We start from the raw sequence: 24,378 nt of genomic DNA on the forward strand, positions 1-24,378 counted from the left end.
CTCGCGCGTGGTTGAGAACCTGTGGAGGACGCCACCCGAGCGCCCTCCCCGTTCGGGCCTTAGCCTTCCTTGGCCGAAACCTTGCCCAGCGACGCCTGGGCCGCCGCGAGGCGCGCGATAGGCACCCGGTAGGGCGAGCAGGAGACGTAATCGAGCCCGACCTCATGGCAGAAGCCGATCGAGGCCGGGTCGCCGCCATGCTCGCCGCAAATGCCGAGCTTGATATCGGGGCGCGTCTTGCGGCCCCGCTCGACGCCGATCCGCACCAACTCGCCCACGCCTTCCTGGTCGATGGTGATGAACGGGTCGGCCGGCAGGATCCCCTTCTGGGTGTAGGGGCCGAGGAAGGTCGCGGCGTCGTCGCGGGAGATGCCGAGCGCCGTCTGCGTCAGGTCGTTGGTACCGAAGGAGAAGAATTCGGCCGTCTCGGCGATCTCCCCGGCCTTCAGCGCCGCCCGCGGCAGCTCGATCATGGTGCCGACCTGATAGTCGAGGGTCGCGCCCTTCTCCTCGGCCACGGCCTTCGCCATGGCGTCGATGCGCGCCTTCACGATGTCGAACTCGGCGCGGGTGAAGACCAGCGGCACCATCACCTCGGGCGTGACCGGGCTGCCGGTATCGGCCGCAGCCTGCACGGCGGCCTCGAAGATCGCCCGGGCCTGCATCTCGGCGATCTCCGGGAACGCGATGGCGAGGCGGCAGCCGCGGAAGCCGAGCATCGGGTTGTGCTCGGACAGCTCGCGGGTCCGGTGCCGGATCTTCTCCTCAGACACGCCGGTCGCCTTCACGACCTCGGCGACCTCGGCGTCGGAGTGCGGCAGGAACTCGTGGAGCGGCGGGTCGAGCAGGCGGATCGTGACCGGCAAACCGGACATGATCGTGAACAGCTCGACGAAGTCCTGCCTCTGGTAGGGCAGGATCTTCGCGAGCGCCGCCCGGCGGCCCTCGGCGTCGTCCGCCAGGATCATCTCGCGCACCGCGATGATGCGGTCGCCCTCGAAGAACATGTGCTCGGTGCGGCAGAGGCCGATACCCTCGGCGCCGAAGTTGCGCGCGGTCCGCGCATCGGTCGGCGTGTCGGCATTCGCCCGGACCTTCATGCCGCGGAACACGTCCGCCCACTCCATGAGCGTGGCGAAGTCGCCGGAGAGCTCGGGCTCCAGCATCTTCACCTCGCCCTGGATGACCTGTCCGGACGAGCCGTCGATGGTGATCTTGTCGCCGGCCTTCAGCGTTACGCCGCCGACCGTCATGGTCTGCGCCTTGTAGTCGATTCGAATCGACCCGACGCCGGACACGCAGGGCTTGCCCATGCCGCGGGCGACCACGGCCGCGTGGCTGGTCATGCCGCCACGGGTGGTCAGGATGCCCTCGGCGGCGTGCATGCCGTGGATGTCCTCGGGCGAGGTCTCGATCCGCACGAGGATGCACTTGCGCTCGGCCTTGCGGTGAGCCTCGGCGTCCTCGGAGTTGAACACGATCTCACCGGTCGCGGCGCCGGGGGAGGCCGGCAGACCCGAGGCGATGACCTTGCGGTCGGCCTTCGGGTCGATGGTCGGGTGAAGGAGCTGGTCCAGCGCCCCGGGCTCGACCCGGCCGATCGCCTCCTCCCGGGAGATCACACCCTCGCCCGCCAGATCCACGGCGATGCGCAGAGCGGCCTTCGCCGTGCGCTTGCCGTTGCGGGTCTGGAGCATCCAGAGCTTCCCCTTCTCGATGGTGAACTCCATGTCCTGCATGTCGCGGTAGTGCGACTCCAGGATCCCGTAGATCCGGGTCAGCTCCGCGAAGCTCTCGGGCATGGCCTTCTCCATGGAAGGCTTGTCGCTCTCGGCCTCGATCCGGGCCTTCTCGGTGATGTTCTGCGGCGTGCGGATACCCGCCACCACGTCCTCGCCCTGGGCGTTGATCAGGAACTCGCCGTAGAGCGCCTTCTCGCCGGTCGACGGGTTGCGGGTGAAGGCGACGCCGGTGGCGGAGGTGTCACCCATGTTGCCGAACACCATGGCCTGGACGTTGACGGCCGTGCCCCAGCTCTCCGGGATGCTGTTCAGCTCCCGGTACTTCTTGGCTCGCGGGATCATCCACGAGTCGAACACCGCGCCGATCGCGCCCCAGAGCTGGTCATCGGCGCCCTGCGGGAAGTCCGAGCCGTGTTCGGTGCGTACGATGGTCTTGTAGGTCTGGATCAGGGTCTTCCAGTCCGCGGCGCCGAGTTCGGTGTCGAGTTCGAAGCCCTTGCCCTCCTTGTACTGCTCCAGCGCCTCTTCGAAGGCGTGGTGCTCAACGCCGAGCACAACGTTCGAGTACATGGTGATGAAGCGGCGGTAGGAATCGTAGGCGAAGCGCTCGTCCTCGGCTTCCTTGGCCAGCGCCAGGACGGTCTCGTCGTTGAGCCCGAGGTTCAGCACCGTGTCCATCATGCCGGGCATCGAGGCGCGCGCGCCGGAGCGGACCGAGACGAGGAGCGGGTTGGTGGAGTCGCCGAACTTGCGACCGGTATGCGCGCCGACCTGCGCCAGCGCGTTGGTAACCTGATCCTTCAATTCCGGCGGAAAGGACTGCCCATGGTCGTAGTAGTAGGTGCAGACCTCGGTCGTGATGGTGAAGCCAGGGGGAACCGGCAGGCCGAGGTTGGACATCTCGGCGAGGTTGGCGCCCTTGCCGCCGAGCAGGTCGCGCATCTGCGACTTGCCCTCCGCCTTGCCGTCGCCGAAGGCGTAGACCCACTTCGCGCTGCCGGTCGCCATGTCGATCCCGTCCATATCTGATGCCCGGCTCCGGCCGAGCTGATGGGCGGGGTTGGACCATCCCGCACCGCAACGCAAGATGAACGCACGATGGCGTTGTGCGCACCCGTATGACGGCGATGCCGGTCTGTCAGGTGTGGCGCGGCAACTTTGGCGCGCGGCGGCTCAGTGCAGTATTCCCAAGCCGATGATGCCGACGACGATCAGGTAGATCGCCACGATGTAATTGAGCAGCCGCGGCATCACCAGGATCAGGATCCCGGCGAGAATCGCGATGAGCGGCTGGAGGTTCGAGATGGTGATCGTCACGGGCGCCTCCCGAGGCCGAGCTTGGCCGCCGATATCGACGCCCCTAAACCGCGGAGGTTCCCTGTGGCTTGCGGGCGGCGGAGCCTCGGGCTCCGCCGCCCCTCACGTCAGGGCTTCGTGGGTTTCAGGGCCGGCGTTTGCGTCCCCGGAATCGGGTCCTTGGCCTCGCCGGTGGGCAGGCTGGCCTCGATGGTCGGGTGCGACAGCTCGGGGTAGGGCCCGATCACGTTGGCGCCGTTGAGCGGCTTGTTCGCGCCGTTGTGGCAGGTGGCACAGTTGATCTTCGGCGCATCGCCGAGAACGCCCAGGCGGTTGGTCGGGAAGGTCGAGGTCAGCGGCGTCATGTAGTCCTGGTTCAGATCCCGGACCATGCGGATGCCGTACCAGGCATGGACGCGGTTCGGCGTGCTCGTGTCCCACTGCGCCACCGAGCGGGTGTTGTGGCAGAAGGTGCAGTTCACCCCCAGCGACTGCGACATGCTGATCATGATCGCGAAGGTCTTCTCCGCATCCTGGATCGGCTTGCCCTTGGTCTCCGGGAGCGCCGTGGTGGCGTTGACCCGGACCGCGTCCTCCGACGTCTCCTTGTGCTGATAGAAAGCCTGATACACGTCGTAGGGCAGCGAGGTGTTGCCGACTTCCGCCGAGGCGAGGTTCTGGCTGTTGTTGCGCGGGATGAACCGTCCCGCACCCTGGACCGGACGGTCGAACCAGATATTCGCCGGCACCGGATTGCCCCGGTGGCAGGTGTAGCAGGTGACGCCCGCCCCGTGGACGTGGTTCTCTTTCCAGGACGCGTTGATGTACTGGGTCATCTGGAGCATGCGGCGCGCGACGCGCTTCTGGTACAGCTCGTCGGAGGCCATGTTCTCGGTGCTGTGGCAGTAGGTACAGCCCTGCTGCGGTGCGACCCATTCGGTCATCGACACCATGACACGGTTGAACTGCTCGGCCGAGAGATCGCCCAGCACCTGGACGTTCTCGTAGACCGCCGAGGCCTTGTCGCCACCGGCATCGGCCGGGTCGGCCGGTGCCGGAGCCCTGTTGGCCTCCGACAGCGCCTCGTTGCCGGCCCGGGTCCGGATCAGGTCCATGCCGGTGCCGCGGAAGCCGGTCTGCTTGACCGCCATGGGCGGGTGGGTCCAGCCTGCGCCGCCGAACATCGCGATGGTGAGGAAGAGGGCGAGCGCCCCACCGACAACCGCCAGAATCGTCTTCATGACGGCCTCCTCACGGCTTCATGCCGGGTGCAAGATGGGCGGGATCCACGATCGGGCCGTAGACCTGCGGATAGTTCGGCGCGACGTGGTGCTTGACCGCCCAGAGGTACCAGTTGTCGACCACGGTGCCGGTGAGCAGGATGCCGATGCCGCCCGTGAGGGTGGTGAGCACCGCGAACCACCACGCCCAGCGGTGGATCGACTCCATCGTGGCGTTGAAGCCCATGGTCCAGCGCCAGAACAGGGCGGCGCGCTCGGTGGCGGTACCGCGATCGACGATCTGGTCGATTTCGCGCTCGGCCCCGTAGCGCGAGCAGGCCAGGATCGTGCCGCCATGCATCGCGAACAGCAGGGTCGATCCGTAGAGGAACGTGATCGAGAGCATGTGGAACGGGTTGTAGAACAGGTTGCCGTAGCGGAGCGAGAACGCCGCGGTCCAATCGAGGTGCGGGAAGATCCCGAACGGCACGGCCTCCGACCACGAGCCCATCAGCACCGGCCGGATGAAGCCGAGGACGAGGTAGAGCCAGATCGCCGACGCGAAGGCCCACGGCACGTGGGTGCCGAGGCCGAGCGCCCGGGCCCGCCGGTAGAGGTGGACCCACCAGAGCAGGATCGAGGCGGTGAGGAAGAAGCCGGCGATCAGCCACCAGCCGCCCTCGTTCAGCGGCGGCAGCACCCGGAGCCCGTATTTGGGCAGCGGCGGTTCGAGCGCGAGCCACGGCAATTGCCGGACGAACTGGATCGGGCTCCAGTTCACCGAGGCCCACATGTTGAGCCCGATGATCTCGAACGCGATCAGCCCGCAGGTGATCGACAAAGCCGCGATGTAGCCGATGTAGATCGGCCCGACCTGGCTGTTGCCGATCAGCCCGAACAGGTAGCTGTTGAACGGCTTGCCGACCCGGTCGCCGACCGCCACCGGAACGCCGTGATCCGGAACGAGCGGGCGGACCTGCGCCACCGTGAAGATGTTCTGATAATAGGCCATGGCCTGCCCTCCCCGAGGATCCGCGCGCCCGAGCGGCGGGCCCCGTGTTATGCGTCTTGTCCCGGTCGTATCGCCGCGCTCATCCCCAGACGGGTAGGTTGAGCCACCAGCCCCACCATTGCGGCCAGCCCTGGGTCCAGAACGGGCCGCTGATCACGATGCAGACCGCGCTCCAGAACCCGGCCGCCAGGGCCAGGAACAGACCGAGCCGGTGCACGCCGAGCGTGCCGATCGAGTAGCCGATCGTGTCGCGGAAGAACGTGTCCTCGTGCTCCGGCGTCTTGACGGTCTCGCCCTTGGCCGGGTTGGTCGCGGACAGGATCAGGCCGCCGTGCATGGCCAGCGCCAGCGTCGTGGTGAAGAAGAACGTCACCGCCAGCATGTGCGCCGGGTTATAGTGGAAGTGGAGATACTGATATCCGGTGTTCGACACCCAATCGAGGTGACTGAGGATACCGTACGGGAAGCCGTAGCCCCAGGCGCCCATCAGGAATGGGCGGATCACCACCAGGGTGAAGTAGGCGAAGATCGCCATGCCGAAGGCCGCCGGCACGTGATAGCCGATGCCGAGCTTGCGGCAGATCTCGACCTCGCGCAGGGCCCAGGACACGAACGAGCCCAGCGCGCAGAAGGTGATGATCTGCCAGAGGCCGCCTTCCTTGAGCGGCGCCAGCTTGAGCCCGTAGCTGATGTCGGGCGGGGCGATGTTGATCTGCCAGACGTTCCAGGTCGGCCCGATCGCCGCCCCGTAGATCACCAGAGCCGTGCCGAGCACGGTGAAGAACAGCCCGACGACGCCGAAGAAGCCGACGAAGAACGGTCCGACCCAGAAGTCGAAGAGATCGCCGCCGAGCAGCGTACCGCCGCGGATCCTGTATTTGCGCTCGAAGCTCAGCATCGCCATGGCGGCGGCTCCTCGATCAGGCCGAGAGAAGAAAAGGGTGACCGCGGCCCTCGCGCGCCGCGGTCCAGACCGGATGTCAAGCCGGCAGCTGCGGCAGCGCCAGCGTGATGGCGTTCGCCTGCTTGTTGGCCTTCGGACCTTCCAGCCAGTTGAACCGGTCGGTCGAGAGCAAGATGAAGTGGATCAGCAGCGCCAGGATGAACAGGAAGGTGAACAGAGCCACCAGTGTTCGACGCGGATCGAAGAGCAACCAAACCTTATGCATGCGATCCTCCTCAGCCGATCATCGAGACGAGGGCACGGGCCGCATCGGTGACGCCTTCGAGCGAAGCGTAACCCTGGGGTCCGGGCAGCCACGGACGCCACAGCCAGACGAGGATGTGGGCGACCACGGCGATTGCCGTGAAGATGAGGAAGCTCGTCAGGAAGATCGCGTGGAACTCCTTGGCTTCCGGTTCCGTCAGCCCGGAGAGGCTGCTCGGTCTTTCTGTTGCAACGGGTCCACCGGCCATCGTTCAGACCTCCGTGTGTTGGCCGCGCTTCTCGAAAAGCGCGACGGGTACAGCCGTGAAGCCTGGGTGGTCACGGCCTGACTTCCCCCGCGTCACCGGACGGAAGCATCTCGAACAGGGCATTCAGAGCCTCTCACAACCTCCCGCTGCGCTGTCGCGATCAGAGGGAGAACTCCCGGTGCCCGGGAGTTTTGTGAGAGGCTCTCAGCCCATGAAGGCAAAGGGGATGGCCTGGACCGCCATGGCGCGGGCCTCGCCGAAGACGGAGCGGCGCGCGGGCGCGAGGCCCGGCCGCGACACGGCCTGGGCCGGCCGGACGCGCCCGAGGGCGGCGGCGGCGAGGAAGAACGGGTATGTCGCCGCCAGGATCAGACGAAACTGGATCTCTTCCTGCTGCTGGCGGGCATTCGGGACCATCGTGCGCATCATCAGGTCTCCTTCGGGGGACAGGGGAAGCTGGGTCACGCCGGGATCCCCCCGGCGAAGTCGGCACGGGCGCGCGCCACATGGGCGGGGGCCACGGCATCGGATTCGGCATCGCGGGCGGCGCGCTCGGCGGCGTCGCGCAGACGTTTGGCGGCGGAGATGCGCGCCAGGACCGGCTGCGCCTCGACCAGGGCGTCCAGCGCTTGCCGGGCGGCCTCGTCCCAGGGCAGCTCGCGGTGCTGCCGGGCCGGGGTGGCCTCGACCTTGTCCATGTCGCGGGCGAGCGGCAGGATGTGGAAGAGCGTGTCGAACAGGGCGTTGCAGACTTCCTGGACGAGGTAGGTCGCACCGGCGAAGCCCATGAACGGCGTGCCGGTGTGCCGCCGGATGATCGCGCCGGGGAACGAGGCCGGGATGTAGGTCGCCCGGGCGCCGCACTCGGCGAGGTACATCCGCTCGTTGAACGAACCGAACAGCACCAGCGGCGGCTTGGCCGCGATGGCCGCCCGGACGGCGGCGTTGTCGGGCTTCATCCCGGCCGAGCGGCCGAAGGCGAAATGGCAGGGCAGGCCCATCTCGTCTTCGAGGAAATGGCGCACCCCGCGGGCGTAGGTCTCGGTGGCGACGATGCCGAAGCTCGCTGTCCCAAAAAAGTCCTGCGTCACCGAGCGCCAGAGGTCCCAGATCGGCTTGATCGTGGTGTGGCGCTCGCGCTCGATGAACGGCTCGGGATCGAGGCCGAGGATCGCACCCAGCGAGCGCAGGAACTTGGTGGTCGAGAGCACGCCGATCGGCGCCTGCAGGTAGGGCCGCTCCAGATCCTCGCAGAGCAGGCGGCCGAACTCGCGGTAGAGGCAGATATTGGCGTCGGCGTTGACGAGCTTGGGCACATCCGCGAGGTGCGAGCCCAGCGGGAAGGTCAGATTCACCTCGGCGCCGATCCCCTCGACCAGCCGCCGGATCTCGGCGAGGTCGGAGGGCATGTTGAAGGTGCCGTAGGCCGGTCCGATCAGGTTCACCCGTGGCTTCTCGCCGGGCTTCTTCTCCGGCCGGGCCGGGATGCCCTTCTTGGCGAATTTCCTGGCGCCGTATTCCTGCCAGAGCCAGCGCATCGCCCGGTCGGCGGCCTGCCACTGATCCTCGTCGATGGTCCGCGGCAGGAAGCGCTGAAGGCCGGTGCCCTCGGGGGTCACGCCGCCGCCGATCATCTCGGCGATGGATCCGGTGACGACCACGCTGGGCTGGCCCGGATCGAGGGTGGCGTGGGCGCGCTTCATGGCGCCCTCGGTTCCGTGCCGGCCGAGTTCCTCTTCCGCCAAGCCCGTGACGACGATCGGCAGCTCATGAGGCGGCAGCGCGTCGGTGTAGTGCAGCACCGAGGTGACCGGCAGGTTCTCGCAGCCCACCGGGCCGTCGATGACGACCTGCAGGCCCTTGATCGCCGTGAAGATGTAGACCGCGCCCCAGTAGCCGCCGGCCCTGTCGTGATCGAGGATCAGCATCAGGCCATCTCCCCGATCGGCTTCTTGGGGCCTTCGATCTTCGGTCCCTGGCGCTTCTGCGGCACATCCTGCCAGACGCCGGCGGCGTGGCCGGTGCCGACGCCCTCGAAGAAGTCGCGCATCGCGTCGAACCGTGGCTTGTTGCCCAGCGCCGCGTTGATGACGGTGGCGAGCGAGCCCGCGCCGGCCGCGCCCATCAGCGGGCGCGCCGAGATCAGGTTGGTGAAGTAGAGCGCCGGGGTTGCCCGCTCCTTGGCGTGCTGCACCACCGGGGTGGTGCCGATGGCGAGATCCGGTTTGAGCGAATCGAGGGCGTAGAGGTCGTCTTCCAGGGACGCCCGGTAGCGCACCTGCGTGCCGCGGGCCTCCAACCAGTCGCGATCCGCCTCCGACCAGGGCGTGCGCGGACAGGCGGTCCCGACATACGGAACCTCGGCGCCGCTCTCGACCAAGAGGCGGGCGACCAGCAATTCCGAGCCCTCGTAGCCCGACAGCGTGATCCGGCCCTTGATCGGCATGGCGGCGAGCGCACCGCGGATGCCGGGCAGGATCTTGTTCTTGGCCGCCTCGACGGTGGCGCGGGCGACACCGCAGGCCTCGCCGATCCGGTCCAGCCAATCGGCGGTGCCGTCGACACCCACCGGGGCCGAGCCGACGATCGGTCGGCCGGCCGCCTCGAATTCACGGATCGAGGCGGTGTAGAACGGGTGGATCGCCGCCACGGCGGCGCAATCGAGGGCGGCGTAGAGTTCGCGCCATTCCCGCGTCGGAACCACCGGCCCGGCGGAGAGGCCGAGCGGCTCCAGCAGAGATCCGATCACCACCGGGTCGGCCGGGAAGACCTCGCCCAGCAGGGCCACGCTCGGGCGCTCGGACCGTCCGCCGCGCGGCGCGGCCACCGGGCCCTGCTCGGCCTCCGTGCGGGCGACCTTCAGCATGGCGCCGGCCAGCACGTCCTTGGCCTCGGCGTGGGTCGGCACGCCAAAACCCGGCACATCGATCCCGATCACCCGGACGCCGTCGATCTGCTTCGGCAGCAGGCGCAGCGGGACACCGGAGGCGGTGGGGACGCAGAGGTTGATGACGACGACGGCGTCGTAATCCTCGGGCTTGGCGGTGGCGTAGACCGCTTCGCGGATATCCTCGAACAGCTTGCCGGTGACCAGCGTCTCCGAATTGAACGGCACGTAGCCGACGCTGCGCCGCGCGCCGTAGAAATGCGACGTGAAGGTGAGGCCGTAGACGCAGCAGGCCGAGCCGGACAGGATCGTGGCGGTCCGGCGCATTCGCAACCCGACCCGGAGCGAGCCGAAGGCCGGGCACATGCTCTGCGGCTGATCGTGCGGACCTTGCGGATAGTCGCTGCGGAGCTGAGCCAGGGTCTCGGACATGCCGGCAGCTTCCGCGGCCGCCACCATCGCGTCTTTGCCGGCGTGGCAGCCGAGCCCGTCGCTCTTGGTGGCGGCGAGGTCGATGGACGGTGCGTCGGACGGGGCGGCCTTGCGGGCGCGCAGGTCGGCGATGTCGAGGGAGACGGCCATGCGCGTCAGACCTCGTCGTACACGACTTCGAGGGACGGCTTGGTCACGTGGGCGACGCCGCACATGTCCTCGTGGGTCGCCGGCACCAGCACCACGTCGCGGCCGGTCACGTCGCTGGAGAACAGGCCGAGCAGTTCGTCCTGCGTGAGCGGCTTCGGCTGGTGCGGCGCGGCGGTGGCGACGTTGGCGGCGAGATCCGAGAACAGGCTGCCCCAGCGGCTCTCCGGCCGGCCGATGATCTCGTAATTGGCGCTCTTGCGGCGAATGTCGTCGTCGGCCGGGATCGAGGCCAGGACCGGGATGCCGGCCGCGTCCGCGAAGGCCTGGGCCTCGCCGGTGCCGTCATCCTTGTTGATCACCAGCCCGCCGACGCCGACGTTGCCGCCGAGTTTGCGGAAATACTCGACCGCCGAGCAGACGTTGTTGGCGACGTAGAGCGATTGCAGGTCGTTCGAGCCGACGACGATGACCTTCTGGCACATGTCCCGGGCGATCGGCAGGCCGAAGCCGCCGCAGACCACGTCGCCCAGGAAGTCGAGCAGGACGAAGTCGAAGCCCCATTCGTGGAAACCGAGCTTCTCCAGCAGCTCGAAGCCGTGGATGATGCCGCGTCCGCCGCAGCCGCGCCCGACCTCCGGGCCGCCGAGTTCCATGGCGTAGACGCCGTCGCGCTTGAAGCAGACGTCGCCGATGGCGACCGCCTCGCCGGCGAGCTTCTTCTTGGTCGAGGTCTCGATGATGGTCGGGCAGGCCTTGCCGCCGAACAGCAGCGAGGTCGTGTCGCTCTTCGGGTCGCAGCCGATCAGCAGGACCTTCTTGCCCTGCTGGGCCATCATGTAGCTGAGATTGGCCAGGGTGAACGACTTGCCGATCCCGCCCTTGCCGTAGATCGCGATGATCTGCGTCTCTTTCTTCACCGGCGCGGTGACCACGGCGTCCGGTTCGATCGCGGCCTCTGCGCGGAGCTGCGCGGCCTGAGACAGGGCGGCTTTGTCGAGCTGAACGTTCACGCGGCGTCCCTCCAATCGAGGATCATCTTCAGGCAGGCCGGGTCGGTGAAGGCGGTGCGGTAGGCGGCCTCGGCCTCGGCCGCGACTTCGCGGTGCGTGATCAACCCGTTGAGGGAGAGCCGTCCGCCGTCGATCAGGGCCGTGACGGCCGCCAGATCCGCCGGTTTGAACTCGGCCGAGATCCGGATCCGGGCCTCACGCATGAAGGCCGGCGGGAAGGCGAAGCTCAGCGGCGCCTCGTAGAACCCGGCGAGCACGATCTCGCCGCCGGGGGCCAGCCGGGCGATCAGCGCATCGAGGCCGGAGGCGTCGCCGCTGACATCTGTGATCACCGCGTAGTCGCGCCGGGGATCGCTCTCAGGCGTCAGGACCGTGTAGCCGTGGTCGTCCGCGACGCGCAGCGGGTTCGTCTCCCACACCGTCGGCGCCGCGCCGGCGGCCAGGGTAAGGCGTGCGAGCAGCCGGCCGAGGACCCCGTGCCCGACGATCAGCGGGGTCGCACCGGGCTGGATCCCGCCGAGCGCCCGATAGGCGGTCGCCGCGAGGGCCAGGAGGCAGGCGGTATCGCCGAGCGCTCCATCCACCGGCACGAGCCGGGCGGCGGGTGCGATCAGATGGGAGGCGGCTCCGCCGAACAGGCCGCGCACCGCGCCGAAGCAGCGGGCGCCGGGGACGAACACGGTCTGGCCGACCCGGACCGAGCCGGCGGCATCGGCCTCCACGACCGTGCCGACGGATTCATAACCCGGCACCAGGGGGTAGCCCATCCCGGGGAACGGCGGCATGCGCCCCGACCAGAGCAGGCGCTCGGTTCCGGTGCTGATTCCGCTCCAGGTGGTCGCGACCACCGCGTCGGACGCGCAGGCGGGCTCCAACGCCAGCCGCTGGACTGACAGGTGCTCCGGTCGTTCGAGGATGACGGCCAGCGCATCCATGATGGGAGATTCCGCCCTGTCTTATGCGACTCGCTGGGAGCGACGCCGTTGAGTGTCATCCTAGATAGACAGTTCTATGCGTCAAGTCACACTTACTACACGGCGCCCGATTTCTGGGCGATCAGCACGCGTGCGAGGAGGGGACGGCGTGCACGCGGCTCGCGGATAGTGGTGAATCCCGCCGCGTGTAGCATGGTGCGGAGCTCGTCAGCACGGCGCGGCCGGCCTGACCCCATCGCCAGCAGGTAGAGACCGAAATACGCATCTCCGACCGGCTCGGCCCCCGGTGTGCCAGCCATCGGCTCGGCCAGGATCAGGCAACCGCCGGGAGTCAGAGCCGCATGGGCTGCGGCCAGCAGGGCCTGGGCGGGGCAGTCGTCATGATCGTGGACGATGCGCACCAGCGATATGGCGTCGGCGCCCGGCGGCAGCCCGGCATGGAAGTCGCCGCTGCGGCAGGCGATTCGGCTGCCGAGCCCGACGCGCGACAGCCGCGCGGTCGCGCGCTCCGCGACGGCAGGCAGATCGAACAGTGTCAGGCCGAGATGCGCATGGCGGGCCGCGACCGCTTGGAGGAACGCACCCTCGCCTCCGCCCACATCCATCAGCTGCCGGGCGCCGGACAGGTCGCAGGCGTCGAGCACATCCTCGGCGATCATGGCCTGCGAGGCGCCCATCAGCGCGCTGTAGCGGGCATAGGCGTCCGGCTCGGCGGCGGTGCCGGATGCGTAGGGCCAGTAGCCCGACAGCTCGGTCGGCTGGGCCTGACCCCGAAGGAGGCGCACCGGGTCGGCGAGATCGGCGTAGAGGAGCGCGTGGTGTTCGACCATCCCGGCGATCCCGGGGTTTCCGTTGAGGGCGGCACCGAGGTCGGCCAGCCCATACCGCTCGCCCTTCAGCGCCCGCACCAGTCTCAGCGATTCGGCCGCGCGAAGCAGGCGGCGGGCGTTGTCGGGCGGCAGATCGAGTCGGCGGGCCAGCGCGTCGATCGAGGCCGGACCCTCGGCCAGGATCGCGAACAGATCGAGTCGGATGCAGGCGGTGAGAACCTGCGCGTAGACGAAGCCGGCGCACAGGTCGAACAACGCGCGGGTGTTGCGCTGCGCGATGCCGCGGGTCAGCGGAAAGCCCGCGGCCCAGCGCTGAAACCGCGGGTTCGCGACCAAACGGTTGCGCCAGGCAAGCCAGCGCTCGCTCCAGGCCGCGGGGGCCGGCGGTGTCGCGCTGGTCCCCGGCAGGGATCCGGCGCTCAGGCTGTCACCGCCCGCAGGCTCGCGGGCAGGAAAAGCCGCGCCTGCACCTCGATCTCGGCGGTGAGGGTCGCGGCGCCGGGGCAGTCGGGAATCGCCGCCACGGCTTCGCGCGTCAGTCGGGCGAGGCGATCGAGCGCGCCCCCGGTTCCGAGCAAGGCTGCCGCGTTGGGGCGCCCGAGCGTGGCGTCGCGCCCGGCGGGCTTACCGATCTCCTCCTGGCGGCAGGCGACGTCCCGCAGATCGTCGGCCACCTGATAGGCCTCACCCAGGCATTCCCCGAGCCTGCGCCACGGCTCCGGCTCGGCGCCCGCGGCTGCGGCGCCCGCGACGGTGGCGGCCGCGAACAGCGCGCCGGTCTTGGCCTGCTGGTAATCGCTGAGGCTGACATAGGCCTCGGATTCCCACGCCTGCCCGGCGGCAATGCCGGAGGGCGAGCCCGCGGCGCGACCGAGGAGGCTCACGAGCCGGACGAGCCGCCCCGGATGGGGACCCGCGGCCCGGGCCAGGGTTTCGAAGGCGAGCACGATCAGCGCGTCGCCGGCCAGGACCGCGATCGGTTCGCCGAACGCGACGTGGACCGTGGCTTTCTGCCGACGCATCGGGGCGTCGTCGAAGCACGGCAGATCGTCGTGGACCAGGGACGCGCAGTGCAGGAGTTCGATGGCCGCCGCCGCAGCGGACGACCCGACGGGATCGTCGTCGCCGCAGGCCTGCGCCACCGAGAGGCAGAGCCGGGGTCGGATCCGGTGCCCGCCGGGGAACACGGCGTAGCGGAGCGCCTCTGCCAGCATGGGGGGCGCACCCGGTGCCTCCGCGTGCGCCACGGCGCGATCCAGCGCCATCTCGATTCGGCGTCCCGACTCCATCGCGTTGCCTCCTTGTTGTGTTGGCTTGTCAGCGACAGGTGTCATTTCTTATTGACACTGCTGGCGCGGCAGATCAATCCCGTTCCGATGCGGAACAGCGGGGCGAGCGTGGCTCGGGAGTGCGTCGTCGTGATCGGCGCCGGGATCGGCGGCTTGGCCGCCGCGCTCCGGCTCGCGCAGGCCGGTTGCGCAGTGACCGTCCTGGAACGGGCCGCGCAGCCCGGTGGCAAGATGCGCAGCGTTCCGGTCGGGGGCCGCGCCGTCGAGGCCGGGCCGACCGTCTTCACCATGCGCTGGGTGTTCGAGGAGCTGTTCGCCGAGTGTGGGGCGAATCTTGGCGAGCGGGTCGCGCTGAGCCCGGCGGACCTCCTCGCCCGGCACGCCTGGAGCCGCGACGAACGTCTCGATCTTTTTGCCGATATCGAAGCCTCGGCGGCGGCCATCGCGGCCTTCGCCGGACCCCGCGAGGCCGAGGGCTACCGGCGATTCTGTGCCCGGTCCGCGGAGGTCTACCGCACGCTCGAAGGCCCGTTCATCCGCGACGGACGGACCAGCCCGGCGGGGCTCGCCCAGCGGGTCGGATTGTCGGGGATCGGCGATCTCTGGCGGATCCAGCCCTTCGCCACCCTATGGTCGGCGCTCGGCAGCTTCTTCCGGGATCCGCGGCTGCTGCAACTCTTTGGCCGCTATGCCACCTATTGCGGCGCCTCGCCGTTCAGCGCGCCGGCGACCCTGATGCTCGTCGCCCATGTCGAGCAAGCGGGCGTCTGGACCGTGGCGGGGGGCCTGAGCGCCCTGGCGCGATCGGTGGCGGATCTCGCCGCGGAACGGGGCGCCACGTTCCGCTACGGCGCCCACGTCGAGCGGATCGTCACCGAGGGCGGGACGGTGAGCGGCGTCGTCCTGGCCGGCGGTGAGCGGATCGCGGCCGACACGGTCGTCTGCAACGCCGATTGCGCCGCCCTCGGCGCCGGGCTGCTCGGTGCCGATGCGGCATCGGCCGGCGCGCGGCTGGCGCCGGCCGAACGCTCGCTGTCGGCCGTGACCTTCTGCGCGGTGGCGGAGCCCCGGGGCTTCCCCCTCGCGCATCACTCCGTGTTCTTCTCGCGGGACTACCGGGCCGAGTTCGACACGATCCTGCGCCGACGCCGCCTGCCCGACGACCCCACGGTCTACGTCTGCGCGCAGGACCGGTCGGAGGCCGGCCTCGTGCCGTCGGGACCCGAGCACCTGCTCCTCCTCGTCAATGCCCCGGCGGATGGCCGGGACCGCCCGCCCACGCCGCCGGAGATCGAAACATGCGCGAGGACCCTGCTGCGCCGGCTGGAGGCCTGCGGGCTTCAACTGGATCTGGCGTCGCCCGTGACGACGACGCCCCGGGAGTTCGAAGCCCTCTTCCCGGGGACGGGGGGCGCGCTCTACGGGCGGTCGGCGCAGGGCTGGGCGGCGACGTTCAAGCGGGCCGGCGCCCGGACGGCGATCCCGGGGCTCTATCTGGCGGGGGGCTCGGTCCATCCGGGGCCGGGCGTTCCGATGGCGGCGCAGTCCGGCCGGCTGGCGGCGGCGGCGATCTTGGACGACCGCGATTCGACGGCCCGGTCGCGCGGGGCGGCTACGCGTGGTGGTACGTCGATGCGGTGAGCGATGACGGCCGACAGGGCCTCACGATCATCGCGTTCATCGGCAGCGTGTTCTCGCCCTACTATGCCTGGAGCGCCGAACGGGACCCGTTCGCGCATTGCGCCATGAACGTCGTGCTCTACGGCGAGCGCAGCCGCTTCGCCATGACGGAGCGCCGCGCCGACAGCCTGTCGCGGGACGCGGATCACATCGCCATCGGGCCGAGCGCGATGCACTGGGACGGCACGGCGCTGACCGTCCGGATCGACGAGCGCGGGTCGCCCCTGCCCCACCGGCTGCGCGGCACGGTCCGGCTGGAGCCGCCGGGCTTCACCGCCGGGCCATTCCACCTGGACCGCGCCGGGCGTCATCGCTGGTGGCCGATGGCCCCGTCCTCGCGGGTCGAAGTCGCGTTCGATCAGCCCGGATTGCGCTGGACCGGCACCGCGTATTTCGACACCAACGACGGCGACGAGGCCCTGGAGGATGCGTTCACCCGCTGGACGTGGTGCCGGGCCGATCTGCCGGACGGTGCCGCGATCCTGTACGACGTGCACCACCGGGATGGCGGTGGCCAGAACCTGTCTCTGCGCTTCAACCGGGACGGCAGCCGCCGCGAGATCCGTCCGCCGACGGAAGCACGCCTGCCGCCGACGCGCCTCTGGCGAATGAATCGCGATACCCGCAGCGACGACGGCCGCGCCCGCGTCCTCACGACCTACGAGAACACGCCGTTCTACGCCCGCTCCCTGCTGGCCTCGACGCTCGGCGGCGAGCCGGTGCGCGCGATGCATGAGAGCCTGTCCCTCGACCGGTTCCGCAACCCGCTCGTGCGGTTGATGCTGCCGTTCCGGATGCCGAGACCGCCGATCCGGTCGGTCGACCCGGCGCCGCGTCCGATCGGGCGCACATAACGCCGGGCCGCGCGAAGGTTCACCAGCAAACAGATCCCGTCACACCCCTGCAACGTCACCGGTGCCAGGCCGTTCGACGGCGCTGTTTACCGTCCGGCCCCGCTTGTGCGAGAGGGCGTCGGCTGCGATCCTCGCGCCTTCAACTGAGGCGGTCACCGGAATGCGAGAGGACGAGGCGTCATCGGGCCCACGCGTTCTCATCTACAGCCACGACACGTTCGGGCTCGGCCATCTGCGCCGCTCGCGGGCGATCGCCAACGCGATCGTGTCGGGTGACGGCCGGGCCCGGGCGGTGATCGTGTCCGGGTCGCCGGTGATCGACCGCTTCGCCTTCGCGCCCGGCGTGCGGACGGTCCGACTGCCCCCGGTCGTCAAGTTCCTCGACGGGGGGTATGGCAGCCGCGACGCCGCCGTGCCCCTCGACCGGACGGTGGCGTTGCGGACCGACATCATCACCCGCACCTGCGCGGCCTTCGCGCCCGACATGATCGTCGTCGACAAGGAACCGGCCGGCTTCCACGGAGAGTTGTTGCCGACCCTCGAATGGGCCTGCGAGCGGGGGATCCGTCTGGTCCTCGGCTTGCGCGACGTGCTGGACGAAGCCGATCGCCTCGTTCCCGAATGGGAGCGCAAGGGTGCGGTCGAGACGATGGTGCGCTTCTACGACGAGATCTGGGTGTACGGCCTGAGCCGCATCCACGCGCCCCTGGCGGCGCTGCCGATGGAGGCCGAGACTGCCACCCGGATCGCCGAGCGGTTGACCTACACGGGCTATCTGCGCCGCGACCTGCCTGAGCGGCGGGCCGGACGCGCGGAGCCCGCCGTGGCGCAAGGGCCGTTCATCCTCGTCACGGCGGGCGGCGGCGGGGACGGTGCCGCGCTGATCGACTGGGTCATCGCCGCCTACGAGGCCGATTCCGGCATCCCCCTGCCCGCGCTCATCGCCTTCGGCCCGTTCCTCGACGACGCGGCCCGCCGCGGCTTCGACGTCCGCATCCGTGCGCTCGCCGGGCGGGTCTCCGCGATCACGTTCGACAGCGAGATCGAGTTTCTGATGAGCAAGGCGGCCGGCGTGGTCGCCATGGGCGGCTACAACACGTTCTGCGAGATCCTGTCGTTCGATCGCCGGGCGATCCTCGTGCCGCGCACCGAGCCGCGCCGCGAGCAGGCGATCCGCGCCCTGGCGGCCGAGGGCCTGGGGCTCGTCCGGGTCCTGATGGAGGAAGACGGGCGGGAGCCGGAGCGCATGGCGGCGGCTTTGCGCGCCCTGCCCGAGCAGACCGAGCCATCGCGGGTCCTGGTCTCGGGCCTGCTCGGCGGGCTCGAAGCCGTGGCGCGCCGGGTCCGTGCGCTGGCCGGTTCTGGCGTTGGGCAACACCGCGTGCGGGCCTACTCGTGACCGAGCGGCGGATCGCCGTGGTTCTCAAGGGCTATCCGCGGCTGTCCGAGACCTTCATCGCCCAGGAGATCCTGGCCCTGGAGCGGTGTGGGCTGCCCCTGGAAATCTGGTCACTGCGTCGACCGACCGACCGGTTCCACCACCCGATGCACGCGCAGATCCGCGCGCCGGTCTCCTACCTGCCCGAATACCTGCACACGGCGCCGTTGCGCGTGCTCCGCGGTGTCCTGGCCGCACTGCGGCGGCCGCGCCTGCCCGCGCTCCTGGCACTCTTCGCCCGCGATTTCCGGCGCGACCCGACGGCCTCGCGCCTGCGCCGCTTCGGTCAGGCGCTGGTGCTGGCCCGGGAGCTGCCCGCCGCCATCGGGCATATCCATGTGCATTTCCTGCACACGCCCGCCAGCGTCGCCCGCTACGCCGCCGTGCTGACGGGGCGCGGCTGGAGTTTCTCCGCCCACGCCAAGGACATCTGGACCACGCCGGACTGGGAGCTGACCGAGAAGCTGCACGACGCCCGCTGGGGCGTGACCTGCACCCGCGACGGCCAGAGGCGCCTCGACCGGCTGGCACCGGGCCGGACGCTGCTCGCCTATCACGGGCTCGATCTCGGGCGCTTCCCCCCGGCGCCCGACCGGAACGACCGGCGCGACGGCACCGACCCGGCCGCGCCGCTGCGGCTCCTCTGCGTCGGGCGGCTCGTGGCCAAGAAAGGGCACGACGACCTGATCGCTGCCCTGGCCGGCCTGCCCGCAACCCTGCACTGGCGGCTCGACCTGATCGGCGGCGGTGAGTTGCGCGACGCGCTCGAAGCGGACGTGCGCGACCGTGACCTCGCCGGACGGGTGAGCTTCCGCGGCGCCCTGGCCCAACCCGAGGTAATTGCGGCGATGCGCGCCGCCGATCTGTTCGTGCTGCCGACCAAGCCCGGCCCCGGCGGCGACCGCGACGGGTTGCCGAACGTCCTGATGGAGGCGGCCAGCCAGGCCCTTCCCATCCTCGCGACGGCCTTCGGGGGCACGCCGGAATTCATCGCCGACGAGGTACACGGCGTTCTGGTGCAGCCCGGCGAGCCGGCGGCCCTGATTGCGGCCCTGATCCGTCTGGCGGGGGATCCGGACCTGAGACTTCGCCTCGGCGCGGCGGCGCGCGCCCGGCTGGTCGAGGATTTCTCTGAGGAGCGTGCCGTATCGCTGATCGCCGGCCGGCTGCGAGGTTCGGCCGGAGCGGGCGCATCCGCGCTCGATAGCGCCCCGGAGGGGTCGCCGTGCGCGTCCTGATCGCGGTCACGCATCTGCTCGGCGCCGGGCATCTCACCCGTGCCGCCGCCCTGGCCCGGTCGTTCGCGGCGGCCGGTCATGAGGCGATGCTGATCTCCGGCGGCGATCCGGCCCCCCTGGTGCGCCTCGATGGGGTGCGGCTCGTCCAGCTGCCGCCATTGCGCATCGTCGGCACCGCCTTCGCGACGCTTCTGAAGCCTGACGGGGAGCCAGCGGATGCTGTGTGGCTGGCGCACCGCCGTACGCTGATGATCGAAGCGCTGGAGACCTTCGCGCCCGATGCCGTGCTGACCGAGCTGTTCCCCTTCGGCCGGCGGGCGCTGGCGGCGGAGTTCCTGGCGCTGGTCGAGGCGGCGCACGCCCGGGTGCCCCGTCCCCTGGTACTCGCCTCCGTGCGCGATATCCTCGTCGCCGCGACAAGACCGGAGCGGATCGCGCAGGCCCATGCCCGGGTCGCCACCCTGTATGACGCCGTGCTGGTCCACGGCGATCCGGCTCTGGTGCCCCTCGAAGCCTCCTGGCCGCTCGACGCCGCGACGGCCGGCACGCTGCGCTACACGGGCTATGTGGACGAGGGGACGCGCCCCGCACCGGCTGCGGATCGCGCCGGAATTCTGGTCGCCGCCGGATCCGGACCGGCCGGGCTACTTGTGCTGCGCACCGCCGCCGATGCGGCCCGGCAGCGGCCGGATCTCGGCTGGCGGATCCTGGCCGGCCACGGCGTGCCGGAAGCCGCCCTGCGGGTGATCGGGCTTGGACTTCCGGATGGCGTCCTCGGCCGTGCCCGGGCGGATTACCGGACCCTGCTGGCCGGTTCCGCAGTGTCGGTCAGCCAGTGCGGTTACAACACCGCGACCGATCTCCTCGCCACAGGGACGCCCGCCATCCTCGTGCCGTTCGAGGCGGGTGGCGAGACCGAGCAACGCCTGCGCGCGGAGCATCTCGCCGCGCACGGCCTCGCCCGGGTCCTGCCGGAGGCGGAATTGAGCACCCAGGCGCTGCTTCAGGCGGTGGAGGCGCAGCGAGCGGCGCCACGGCCCGGTTCGCATGGGTTCGATCTCGGCGGGGCCGTGCGCTCAGTCGAAATCGTCGCGGCGCTTCATGCGGACCGCCGCGGTGGACGCCGCGTCCCTGCCGCCGACATGATCTCTGTGATTGGTGATAGCGATCCCGCGCAGACGAGCCCGATCCAGCACGTGCGTGACGGCGGAGCACCATCGGATCGCGCGGGCGCGACGCGCCCCCTCTCCCGTGCGGGAGAGGGTTGGGGTGAGGGACGAGAAGTCTCAGGATCGAGCACGGACGTGACGCGCAGTCAGGCCGCGCCTCACCTGGCTGCGCATTCGTCCTGGCACGTGCTGCATCAGGCCCTCGACGCAGCCAGCGCCTGCGGCCGCACCCTTCCGTTTCTCTGGCGCGACGACGACACGGTCACCGCGACGCCGGCGCTCGACCGGCTGCTCGCGCTGGCGGAGCCCCACAACGCGCCGCTCCTGCTCGCCGCCATCCCGGCCGGTATCGAGCCGGCCCTGGGGCGTCGCCTCGAAACGGCGCCGGAGGTCAGCGTCGCGGTCCACGGCCTCGCGCACCGCAACCACGCACCGCCCGACATGAAGGCCGCGGAATTCGGCCCCGGTCGACCGCTCTCTGCCCTCGTTGCGGATGCCGCCGCCGGGCTCCGGATCGCGCGGGAGCGCGTGCCGGAATCCCATCTGCTCCCGGTCTTCGTCCCGCCCTGGAACCGCCTCGCGCCGGCGCTCGCCTCCGCCCTTCCGGAGCTCGGCTATCGCGGCCTGTCGGCAGTCCCGGGGGCGCCGATCCCCAATCTCCGCCGCATCGACGCCACGCTCGATCCGATCGATTGGCGCGGCTCGCGCGCCCTGCGCGACCCCGAGGCGATGCTCGCCGCCCTCGCCGACGACATCGCGCGGAGGCCCGAACGCCCGATCGTCCTGCTGACTCACCATCTGGGGCAGGATGAGGCAGTTTGGAGCTTTATTGGGCGGCTGCTGGCCGTGGTCCTGAAGCATCCGGCGATCGAGAGGCTGCATCCGCGGCGTGCGTTCGACCGTGCCGCAATGGACAGGCGGGGTACGCCGCCCCATCATCCGGATCTCCAGAGCGCGGGGACCGTTTGAACGCACTTCTGTCCATCCGCGATCTTGCCGTCGCGTTCCGAGCCGAGCCGAAACCGTTCGAGGCGCTGCACGGCCTGTCCCTCGACGTGACGCGCGGGCGGACCCTGGCGCTCGTCGGTGAATCGGGCTCGGGCAAGTCGGTGACCGCGCAGGCGATCCTGCGCATCCTCCCGCCCTCCGCCGCCATCACCCGCGGCCAGATCCTGTTCCGCGACGGCGGCTCGGACGTCGATATCGCGCGGCTTCCCGCCGAGGGCCCGGCGATGCGGGCGATCCGCGGCCAGCGCATCGCGATGATCTTTCAGGAGCCGATGACCTGCCTCTCGCCGCTCCACACGATCGGCGACCAGATCGGCGAGGCCCTGCGTATCCACACCGGTGCCGACCGGCGGGAGGCCGATGCGCGCACGCAGGAGGCCCTCGCCCGGGTGGGCTTTCCGGATCCGCAGCGCGCCCTGCGCACCTACCCGTTCGAGCTGTCGGGCGGCCTGCGCCAGCGCGCGATGATCGCCATGGCGCTGATCCTGAAGCCGGCCCTGCTGGTCGCCGACGAGCCGACCACGGCGCTCGACGTCACCACCCAGGCCCAGATCCTCGCCCTGCTGACCCGGCTCCAGGACGAGACCGGGATGGCGATCCTGCTGATCACCCACGACCTCGGGGTGGTCGCCAACGTCGCCCACGACGTGGCGGTGCTCTATCGCGGGCGGCTCGTGGAGTCCGGCCCGCGCGAGGCGGTGATGCGTGCCCCCGGCCACGCCTATCTGCGGGCGCTGCTTCACGCGGTGCCCCGGTTCGACATGGCGCCGGGCGAGCGCCTGACCCCGATCCGCCCGGCGAAGGCCGAGATCCCGCCGGTGCAGGCACGCGCGCCGCTGGCCGGGCCGATCCTCCAGGTCGAGCGGGTGAGCAAGACCTTCACCCTGCGCTCCGGCCGGATCTGGCAGAAGCCGCGGTACGTCCACGCCGTCTCCGATGTGTCGCTCAGCCTCTCGGCGGGCCAGACGCTCGGACTCGTCGGCGAATCGGGATCGGGCAAGACCACGGTCTCGAAGATGGTCATGCGGGCGCTCGCTCCCGATTCCGGCCGGATCCTGTTCGACGACGGCGCCGGCCCGCGGGATGTCCACGCCTTGAGCGGCAACGCCCTGTTCGCCTACCGGCGCACGGTCCAGTTCGTGTTTCAGGACCCCTACGCCTCCCTCGATCCCCGCATGACCGTGCGCCAGATCCTCTCCGAGCCGATGGAGATCCACGGCGTCTCTCATGCGGAGCGCAAGGAGCGCTGCCGCGACCTGATGGCCATGGTCGGCCTGGAGCCGAATGGCCTCAACCGCTACCCGCACGCCTTCTCGGGCGGGCAGCGCCAGCGCATCGGCATCGCCCGGGCGCTGGCCGTGCAGCCGCGGCTCCTCGTGCTCGACGAGCCGGTCTCGGCGCTCGACGTGTCGGTGCAAGCGCAGATCCTGAACCTGCTCAAGGATCTCCAGGCGGCTTTGGGGCTGTCCTACCTAATCGTCTCTCACAACCTGGCGGTGATCGACTACATGGCTGACACGATCAGCGTGATGTGCCGGGGGCGGATCGTCGAGGAGGCCCCCCGGGCCGCCCTGTTCCGCCGGCCGGTCCATCCCTACACGCAGGCGCTGCTGGCCGCCGTGCCCGATCCGAGCCTGGATCACCCGCTCGATTTCGCGGCCGTGGCGTCCGACCGGAACGATCCGACGCGCTGGGAGGCGCCCTACCGGCTGGAGCCCGACGAGGCGGGCACGATGCGCGCCATCGAAACCGGGCACCGTGTCCGGTTCGGCGGCGCGGCCGAAGCGGTGGCCGCATGAGCCAGATGCGACCTCCGATCGCGTTGGAGCGCCTGCGCCGGAAGGTGCTCGGCCCCCTGTTCGACCGGCTCGGCTACGACCTCGTGCCCGCTGCCCCCGATTGGAGCCACCGGCCGACCTCCCCGCGCGAGGTGGCGACGCTGCTCGAAGCGGCGGCCGCGATCCTGGAGCGCGACCTCGCGGCGGCCGGGCTGACGTTGGACGGTCCCGTGATCGATCCGGTCCGTACCTTCTGGTCGCTGATCCCGACCGCGCCCGTCCGTCAGCGGCGGGGCGGCAGCGGCTTCAACGGGGCCCTGCAGCTCTACGTGGCGATGCGCGCCCTGAAACCCGCCTTCGTGATTGAATCGGGTGTGTTCCGCGGGATGACCACCTGGGTGATCCGGCAGGCCTGCCCGGAGGCCCGGATCTTCTGCCACGATCCCGACCTGTCCGGGCTTCACTACCGCGACCGACAGGCCCGCTACAGCACCGCCGACTGGTCGACCGCCGATTGGTCGATGCTCGACCCGGCCTCCACGGTGGCGTTCTTCGACGACCATGTGGCGCAGGGGCGTCGGGTGGTGGAGGCGCAGGCCCGGGGCCTGACCCGCCTGCTGTTCGACGACGACGCGGCCGGCCATCGGATCCACGCCCATGGTGGCCCCGCGCACCCGACCATCGCGATGATCACCGGCCCCGAGCGCAGCCCGGAACCGATCCGCTGGACCCGCAACGGACGCCAGTTCGAGCAGCCGGTCGACGACGAACTGATCCGGCGGGCGGCCGGCCTGATCGCCCGGTCCCACGCCTTCGACGATCTGCACCGGGCGACGGGGTATTCGCCCGCGCGGCTGACCTCGGTGACGCTGCGGGGTGGGCCATGAGCGGGTCTGACAAGCGCGACGGTTTCCCCTCCCCCCTCTGCGGGGGAGGGTGGCCCCTGCGTCGGCAGGGGTCGGGAGAGGGGAACCCCGCGTACGAAAGGACTGCG

General features: G+C 70.2%; 21 protein-coding genes. 7 read left to right on the forward strand and 14 right to left on the reverse strand.

Translation table 11 applies throughout. The features are described from left to right. Positions 1–59: 59 nt before the first annotated feature. The 14 genes from ppdK to OXS49_RS10335 all read right to left on the reverse strand — a co-directional run bounded on the left by ppdK (position 60) and on the right by OXS49_RS10335 (position 14,219). Positions 60–2,750, reverse strand: coding sequence for a pyruvate, phosphate dikinase (gene ppdK / locus OXS49_RS10270; protein ID WP_267423942.1), 2,691 nt, complete (start codon positions 2,748–2,750; stop codon positions 60–62). A 165-nt stretch (positions 2,751–2,915) separates the two neighbouring features. Next, positions 2,916–3,059 (reverse strand): DUF3096 domain-containing protein, encoded by a 144-nt coding sequence (locus OXS49_RS10275; RefSeq protein WP_267423930.1) that lies wholly within the window; start codon positions 3,057–3,059, stop codon positions 2,916–2,918. Positions 3,060–3,166: 107 nt separating this feature from the next. Then, entirely contained in the window at positions 3,167–4,279 is a 1,113-nt protein-coding gene (gene pufC, locus OXS49_RS10280; RefSeq protein WP_267423931.1) for a photosynthetic reaction center cytochrome PufC, read from the reverse strand. Between the two features lie 10 nt (positions 4,280–4,289). Beyond that, complete coding sequence (gene pufM / locus OXS49_RS10285; RefSeq protein WP_244007624.1) at positions 4,290–5,270, reverse strand: photosynthetic reaction center subunit M; 981 nt, start codon at positions 5,268–5,270, stop codon at positions 4,290–4,292. 79 nt (positions 5,271–5,349) lie between these two features. After that, positions 5,350–6,174 carry a photosynthetic reaction center subunit L gene (pufL, locus tag OXS49_RS10290; protein WP_244007622.1) on the reverse strand — a complete coding sequence of 275 codons (825 nt, stop codon included), beginning with the start codon at positions 6,172–6,174 and terminating at the stop codon, positions 5,350–5,352. Positions 6,175–6,250: 76 nt separating this feature from the next. Next, positions 6,251–6,439: a light-harvesting antenna LH1, alpha subunit gene (gene pufA / locus OXS49_RS10295; protein ID WP_243919609.1), complete on the reverse strand. Its 189-nt coding sequence runs from the start codon at positions 6,437–6,439 to the stop codon at positions 6,251–6,253. 10 nt (positions 6,440–6,449) lie between these two features. Then, positions 6,450–6,686: a light-harvesting antenna LH1, beta subunit gene (gene pufB / locus OXS49_RS10300; protein ID WP_243919611.1), complete on the reverse strand. Its 237-nt coding sequence runs from the start codon at positions 6,684–6,686 to the stop codon at positions 6,450–6,452. A gap of 204 nt (positions 6,687–6,890) precedes the next feature. Continuing rightward, positions 6,891–7,112 carry a hypothetical protein gene (locus OXS49_RS10305; protein WP_267423943.1) on the reverse strand — a complete coding sequence of 74 codons (222 nt, stop codon included), beginning with the start codon at positions 7,110–7,112 and terminating at the stop codon, positions 6,891–6,893. Positions 7,113–7,147: 35 nt separating this feature from the next. Further along, a complete protein-coding gene (gene bchZ / locus OXS49_RS10310; RefSeq protein ID WP_267423932.1) occupies positions 7,148–8,614 on the reverse strand; it encodes a chlorophyllide a reductase subunit Z in 1,467 nt (488 codons plus the stop codon). Beyond that, on the reverse strand, positions 8,614–10,155 hold the full coding sequence (gene bchY / locus OXS49_RS10315) for a chlorophyllide a reductase subunit Y (RefSeq protein ID WP_244007618.1): 1,542 nt from the start codon (positions 10,153–10,155) through the stop codon (positions 8,614–8,616). Before bchY ends, bchZ begins: the two co-directional genes overlap by 1 nt. Before the next feature lie 5 nt (positions 10,156–10,160). Then, positions 10,161–11,165, reverse strand: a complete 1,005-nt coding sequence (locus OXS49_RS10320) for a chlorophyllide a reductase iron protein subunit X (RefSeq protein ID WP_244007616.1) — start codon at positions 11,163–11,165, stop codon at positions 10,161–10,163. Next, the gene (bchC, locus tag OXS49_RS10325; protein WP_267423933.1) at positions 11,162–12,100 is read right to left on the reverse strand and encodes a chlorophyll synthesis pathway protein BchC; all 939 of its coding nucleotides are present in this window, start codon (positions 12,098–12,100) and stop codon (positions 11,162–11,164) included. Before bchC ends, OXS49_RS10320 begins: the two co-directional genes overlap by 4 nt. A 95-nt stretch (positions 12,101–12,195) precedes the next feature. After that, on the reverse strand, positions 12,196–13,266 hold the full coding sequence (locus OXS49_RS10330) for a methyltransferase (RefSeq protein ID WP_267423934.1): 1,071 nt from the start codon (positions 13,264–13,266) through the stop codon (positions 12,196–12,198). Positions 13,267–13,349: 83 nt separating this feature from the next. Beyond that, the gene (locus OXS49_RS10335) at positions 13,350–14,219 is read right to left on the reverse strand and encodes a polyprenyl synthetase family protein (RefSeq protein WP_267423935.1); all 870 of its coding nucleotides are present in this window, start codon (positions 14,217–14,219) and stop codon (positions 13,350–13,352) included. Between the two features lie 87 nt (positions 14,220–14,306). On the opposite strand from OXS49_RS10335, the gene crtD reads away from it, so the two are divergent. From crtD to OXS49_RS10370, 7 genes are all read left to right on the forward strand, one after another. Beyond that, on the forward strand, positions 14,307–15,860 hold the full coding sequence (gene crtD / locus OXS49_RS10340; protein ID WP_267423936.1) for a 1-hydroxycarotenoid 3,4-desaturase CrtD: 1,554 nt from the start codon (positions 14,307–14,309) through the stop codon (positions 15,858–15,860). Continuing rightward, entirely contained in the window at positions 15,857–16,753 is an 897-nt protein-coding gene (locus OXS49_RS10345) for a carotenoid 1,2-hydratase (RefSeq protein WP_244007606.1), read from the forward strand. Before crtD ends, OXS49_RS10345 begins: the two co-directional genes overlap by 4 nt. A gap of 160 nt (positions 16,754–16,913) precedes the next feature. Further along, positions 16,914–18,152, forward strand: a complete 1,239-nt coding sequence (locus tag OXS49_RS10350; RefSeq protein ID WP_267423937.1) for a glycosyltransferase — start codon at positions 16,914–16,916, stop codon at positions 18,150–18,152. After that, positions 18,149–19,429 (forward strand): glycosyltransferase family 4 protein, encoded by a 1,281-nt coding sequence (locus tag OXS49_RS10355; protein ID WP_267423938.1) that lies wholly within the window; start codon positions 18,149–18,151, stop codon positions 19,427–19,429. Before OXS49_RS10350 ends, OXS49_RS10355 begins: the two co-directional genes overlap by 4 nt. Further along, the gene (locus OXS49_RS10360) at positions 19,417–21,567 is read left to right on the forward strand and encodes a glycosyltransferase (RefSeq protein WP_267423939.1); all 2,151 of its coding nucleotides are present in this window, start codon (positions 19,417–19,419) and stop codon (positions 21,565–21,567) included. The genes OXS49_RS10355 and OXS49_RS10360 overlap by 13 nt, the downstream gene beginning before the upstream one ends. Continuing rightward, positions 21,564–23,405: an ABC transporter ATP-binding protein gene (locus tag OXS49_RS10365; RefSeq protein WP_267423940.1), complete on the forward strand. Its 1,842-nt coding sequence runs from the start codon at positions 21,564–21,566 to the stop codon at positions 23,403–23,405. The genes OXS49_RS10360 and OXS49_RS10365 overlap by 4 nt, the downstream gene beginning before the upstream one ends. Then, the gene (locus OXS49_RS10370) at positions 23,402–24,271 is read left to right on the forward strand and encodes a hypothetical protein (protein WP_267423941.1); all 870 of its coding nucleotides are present in this window, start codon (positions 23,402–23,404) and stop codon (positions 24,269–24,271) included. Before OXS49_RS10365 ends, OXS49_RS10370 begins: the two co-directional genes overlap by 4 nt. Positions 24,272–24,378: the final 107 nt, after the last annotated feature.

Source organism: Methylobacterium sp. GC_Met_2 (assembly GCF_026540795.1).
Classification (GTDB): Bacteria; Pseudomonadota; Alphaproteobacteria; order Rhizobiales; family Beijerinckiaceae; genus Methylobacterium.